Here is a 3,739-nt window from a genome sequence, read left to right as displayed (position 1 = left end):
GGAGCGCGCCTTGCGCGCGAAGGGACCCTCTGCGGAGCTTCCGTGATCATCAGGAGCGGGAAAGCCGCGGGATGCGGGCCGCGTCCGGCTCAATCCAGATAACGATCCCCGAATTTCAGCAGCAGCGCCCAGCGCGGGTCGCGCATCAGCGCCTCACGCCCCGACGGCTGGGCCCGCCTCAGCGGCTGGCCGCTCCCCTCCCCCACGCGGCTCGCAAGCATTTCCAGGCGCTCCGGGTTGGCTCCATAGCGCTCGACCAGCCGCTGGCGCAGGGCCTCACTGAGCGGCAACTGGTACAGCGTCGCCAGTTGCGCCGCCAGCCGCTCGGCCATGCGCCCGAGATCCTGTCGCACCTCCTTGACCACGGCGGCGCCCAGTCCCGCCTTCCCATCCGCCGTCATTCCGGCCTGCAACCCGCCGAGCCAGGCCGCCGGGGCGGCCTGAATCGCCCGCTGGATTGCGAGGTCGCTGAGATCCAGCGACTCCTGCAGCAGGGTGAGCAGGTGCAGGCCGAGCCGGCGGATCTCGCCCCGATCCACCGCCTGCCCGCCCACTTGCAGGCCCCGCTCGTCGAACTGGATGCCCGCTTCGTCCATCACGCGGCAGAATTCGCGCGCAAATGCGAGTTTGCGCTCGTTGCTGAAGTCGATCACATCTTCCTGGATCTGCAACCCCCGTCCGCGTAGCCGCTGCCACCAGCGACGCCGCTCGGGCTGTACCCGCTGATGCATTCGTTCCCAGTACGCCAGCGCCGTATCGAAGGCCTGGCCGGCCTTGAGCCAGCGTGCATGATCCTCGTGCAGCCGATGCACCTCGTGCAGCAGCCGAGCCAGACGCTTGGCTGCTGCCGACCCGGGACGGGGACGCGCGGCAACCAGGGTCTCCAGCGCCAGGAGTACGCGCTGACCCAGTGTCACGGTGTCGAGGGACAAGTCGCCGTGCCGCAGGCCACTGCCGGGGGTTCCCGCCAGCAGCCGTGCCAACCCGCGCAGGCGGCTGTCGACCCGAGCCTGCGCCAGCCGGTGGCGGGTGCGCTTGATCTCGACCTCGGACAGGGCGCGGGCCACATTCCAGCTCCCCTTCCAGGAAAAACGCAGGTAGCGGATCTCGCGTCCGTTGACCAGCTCGAACAGCAGCACCAGCAGTTCCTGTACGTCGGCGACCGGCAGGGCCCCGGGATCATCCTGCTCAGCCGCTGCCAGAAGCCGCTGCAGGAAGCCTTCCCGACGGGGGATCCCGCTGCCCTGGCTCGGCGCCCGGCCCGACAGGCGCTCGCGCAACAGATCCGCCAGCTCCGGCACCTCCGCGTGCGCCCGCTCCAGCGCCGCCAGCCTCGCCTCGGTCGAGGCCTCGACCAGGTCCCGGACCCGCGAGTGCAACCCCACCCGCCGATACACCTCGATCTGCTGCGCGATCTGTGCCAGACCGATGTCGCCGCTCAGCTCACGCACCGCCAGTGCCAGCGTCTCCGGCCCGAGGTCGAGTTCCTGCAGCAGTGCACCGGCCGCGCGGCGGCGTCGGTCCTCGGTGCTGTCCGCCGCGAGGTCGGCGTCACGGATCGCAAACAGCAGTTCGGGAAGCCAGTCGATGGTCCGCCGCAGTGCCTGTGCCGCCTCCTCCGCCCGGCGTTCGGTGATGGCGACGGAGACGAACTTGCTGCCCAGCGCGATGACCCCGAGGAACAGGGTGAAGAACGCGAAATAGATCACGTTGCGAGCCGGTGCGAACTCGCCGAATCCCAGCCAGTAGCCGCCCTGCATCGCGAGGAAGGTGGCCGGACCGGCGACCCAGAGCACCTGCAACAGGTTCCAGAACCACGGAACCCGGCGGGCGCTGGCGCTGATCTCCGCGATCCGCCCGCGTCCTTCGGTCTCGATCTGCAGTGATCCCGAGTCCTCGTCGGGTCGGCCGGCGGTCTCGGTCGATTGCCTCATACCGTTCCTCTGCACCAACACCGGGGCCAACACCGCGGCCAAACGGCAGTCAGTGGAGCCCGTACAGCTGTGCGGTGGGCTACCCGGCTGCCGCTGCCATCATCCGTGCGGAGAACGCATGGCCTGTTCGACCAGTGCCTGGAGTTCGAGCTGGAGGGATGCATCGGGGTCGGTGAACCTGATGCCGATCAGGTACTGTTCCTGGGAAAGCCGGCGGATGTGCCGGACCCGTCCTTCAAAACGCAACTTGCCCACCTCGGCGTACTCGGGCGCCTGCACCGCGACCGAGACCGGCGGCACGCCTGGATTCAGCATGCCGCCGGACGGCGCGAGGAAGGCCGCGACCCCACGGTCGACCAGCATGGCCATGCCCGTCAACGAAATGTCGGCGGCCTGCGCGCGGAAACGTCGCTCTTCAGGCCCGACGATCTCCACCGGCCAGCGGCACGCAAAGCGCGGGGAAAGACGTTGTTCGCTCATGTGTCTGATTCTAGACCGTGGCGGGCCGTCACGCCGAATCGACACCGATCTGTACCTTGTCGGTTTCCGCCATCGCGCTGATCGCCGCCTCCAGATCGACCTCGTCGGGGTTCTCCGTGCCCTGTTCACGCAGCAGCGCAACGAGTTCCGACTGCTCCAGAATGCGCTGGTTGCCCTCCCTGTCCTGCACGTAGGCGGCCCAGGGGACGAAGTGGGTCGTGGGGAAGATCTCGCCGGGCTGCGGCGAGATGTCGATGTTGAGGCCGGCGATGTGCAGCAGCCGCTTGCCGTGAAAGCTCGGCGCCTGGGCGGCCGTCCGGAAGGCACGGTCGAACTCCACCTGGGTATTGATCTGCGCGGCGGTGAGCAGCGGGTTGGGCGAGGTCACGATCCACGGCATCGCGGCGATGAGGCCCGCCTCCTGCTGGTCGCGGCTTTCCGGTTCCTGGTCGAGTTCGCGCTGGTAGAAGAACATCTTCGGTCGCAGCCGCGTCCCGATCGCGACGCGCTGCCCCTCTTTCAGATCCAGGTCCGACACCTGGCGCTGCAGGGCACTGGAGGCGGTAAAGCTCTTCGACGTGCTGTAGGTGCGCAGTGGCGTGAAGTCCCCGTCGGCGTCGCGCTCGACCAGTCGCGGCAGGTTGAGAAACAGGCCCTCGGTGCGGTTTCCCCGCAGCAGGCCATTGTCGATGCGCACGCACAGCACCCCCTCGCAACGTTCCAGGAGCACGCCCGCCTGCGCAAACCGGTACTCCCGGAGGTACCGCGACACGACCGCCGCGATTTTGCCGCAGTTGGGCGTGTACTCGGCATGCGCGGCGTGAATCCGCCGGTAGGTCCCGAACTGGGCGGTCTCGGGATCGTATCCGACGTGGCTGGCCTGGATGATCACCAGGTCCTGGCCGTGCTCGGCGAACGGGCCGTGGCGCTGTGTGGCGACGATTGCGCCGCCGCGCCCGTGGTTGAACGGAAAAGTGCCGAAGTGCTTGGCGATCAGGATCGTGGGGTAACCCTGGCTCTCGTCGGAGCAGAAGGCCCGCGAGGGCAGCATCCGGCCCGGCTCGAAGCCCAGGCTGCGGCAGTAGTTGTAGAGCCGGGGAACGAAGCTGCTGTAACGCATCATCGCCTCTTCGATCCGGAAACTGCGGATCAGCTCTTCGACATTGCTTGCGGAGGTGAACATGGACAAGGGTACTCGGCGGGCGGATTCGATTGCGCGGCGACGCCGCCGGGGGAATCGGCCAGTGGGAGGGAACTGCGAACCTGATTATCACGGAAGCTCCGCAGCGGCCCCCTTCGCGCGCAAGTCGTGCTCCCACGGGTCC

3 protein-coding genes are annotated in these 3,739 nt (G+C 68.1%); all 3 read right to left on the bottom strand.

Annotated elements, in window-relative coordinates; translation table 11 throughout:
* Positions 1-89 precede the first annotated feature (89 nt).
* The 3 genes from EA346_RS00665 to EA346_RS00655 all read right to left on the bottom strand — a co-directional run bounded on the left by EA346_RS00665 (position 90) and on the right by EA346_RS00655 (position 3,597).
* Entirely contained in the window at positions 90-1,934 is a 1,845-nt protein-coding gene (locus EA346_RS00665; RefSeq protein WP_296754344.1) for a hypothetical protein, read from the bottom strand.
* 99 nt (positions 1,935-2,033) lie between these two features.
* Positions 2,034-2,414: a PilZ domain-containing protein gene (locus EA346_RS00660; RefSeq protein ID WP_296754342.1), complete on the bottom strand. Its 381-nt coding sequence runs from the start codon at positions 2,412-2,414 to the stop codon at positions 2,034-2,036.
* Between the two features lie 28 nt (positions 2,415-2,442).
* Positions 2,443-3,597: a hypothetical protein gene (locus tag EA346_RS00655; RefSeq protein ID WP_296754339.1), complete on the bottom strand. Its 1,155-nt coding sequence runs from the start codon at positions 3,595-3,597 to the stop codon at positions 2,443-2,445.
* Between the last annotated feature and the right edge of the window lie 142 nt (positions 3,598-3,739).

The organism is Thioalkalivibrio sp. (assembly GCF_007692535.1).
Lineage (GTDB): Bacteria > Pseudomonadota > Gammaproteobacteria > Ectothiorhodospirales > Ectothiorhodospiraceae > Thioalkalivibrio.
The sequence above is the reverse complement of the archived record's forward strand: the minus strand, read 5'-3'. Positions and strand labels throughout refer to the sequence as shown.

Bases quoted from the DNA above. Each gene is read 5' to 3' on its own strand.
- EA346_RS00665 (WP_296754344.1), bottom strand. From the start codon at position 1,934: ATGAGGCAATCGACCGAGACCGCCGGCCGACCCGACGAGGACTCGGGA.
- EA346_RS00660 (WP_296754342.1), bottom strand. From the start codon at position 2,414: ATGAGCGAACAACGTCTTTCCCCGCGCTTTGCGTGCCGCTGGCCGGTG.
- EA346_RS00655 (WP_296754339.1), bottom strand. From the start codon at position 3,597: ATGTTCACCTCCGCAAGCAATGTCGAAGAGCTGATCCGCAGTTTCCGG.